Here is a 1,084-nt window from a genome sequence, read left to right as displayed (position 1 = left end):
GCGTTGATACGGCACTCCACCGCATGGCCTTTCACCACCACATCTTCCTGTCTGATGGAGAGCGGCTGACCGGCAGCAATACGCAGCTGCTCTTTGATGAGGTCCACGCCGGTGATCATCTCGGTAACCGGATGCTCCACCTGAATACGGGTGTTCATTTCGATGAAGTAGAACTCACCGTTCTCAAACAGGAACTCAAAAGTACCCGCGCCACGGTAGCCGATGTCCACGCACGCTTTCGCGCAGCGGTCACCGATGAAGCTGCGCAGTTCCGGAGTGATCCCCGGTGCCGGCGCCTCTTCAACCACTTTCTGGTGGCGACGCTGCATGGAGCAGTCGCGCTCGGCCAGATAAATCGCGTTGCCCTGACCGTCTGCCAGCACCTGAATCTCAATGTGGCGCGGGTTTTCCAGGTACTTCTCCATGTAGACCATGTCGTTGTTGAAGGCCGCTTTGGCTTCCGCTTTGGTCATGGAGATGGACTGTGCCAGCTCGGCGTCGCYGCGCACCACGCGCATACCGCGACCGCCGCCGCCGCCGGACGCCTTGATGATAACCGGGTAGCCGATGCGTTTCGCATGGGCACGGTTAAGATCCATATCGTCGGTCAGCGGGCCGTCGGAGCCCGGTACGGTCGGTACGCCAGCCTGTTTCATGGCGGTGATGGCGGAGACCTTGTCGCCCATCAGACGAATGGTGTCTGCTTTCGGGCCGATGAAAATAAAGCCGGACCGTTCAACCTGCTCGGCAAAGTTGGCGTTCTCGGAGAGAAAACCATAGCCGGGATGGATRGCTTCAGCGCCGGTGATTTCAGCCGCAGCAATAATAGCCGGGATGTTCAGGTAGCTTTTAACGGACTGGGCCGGGCCAATGCAGACCGTCTCATCYGCCAGCAGTACGTGTTTTAAATCGCGGTCCGCGGTGGAGTGCACGGCGACAGTCCGGATGCCCAGCTCTTTACAGGCACGCAGAATTCGCAGGGCAATCTCGCCACGGTTTGCGATGACAATTTTTTCCAGCATCTTCGCCTCGTTATTCGATGATGACCAGCGGCTCGTCGAATTCGACAGGTTGACCGCTCTCG

At 58.6% G+C, this 1,084-nt stretch carries 1 protein-coding gene; it reads right to left on the bottom strand.

Going from position 1 to position 1,084, the window contains the following annotated elements:
• Positions 1-1,022 (bottom strand): acetyl-CoA carboxylase biotin carboxylase subunit (gene accC / locus KXR87_RS23550; protein WP_437434591.1); only part of this gene is annotated, 1,022 nt, incomplete at its 3' end.
• Positions 1,023-1,084 lie beyond the last annotated feature (62 nt).

Source organism: Yokenella regensburgei (assembly GCF_051486985.1).
Lineage (GTDB): Bacteria > Pseudomonadota > Gammaproteobacteria > Enterobacterales > Enterobacteriaceae > CBFFRJ01.
This window is presented reverse-complemented; position numbering and strand designations above follow the sequence as displayed.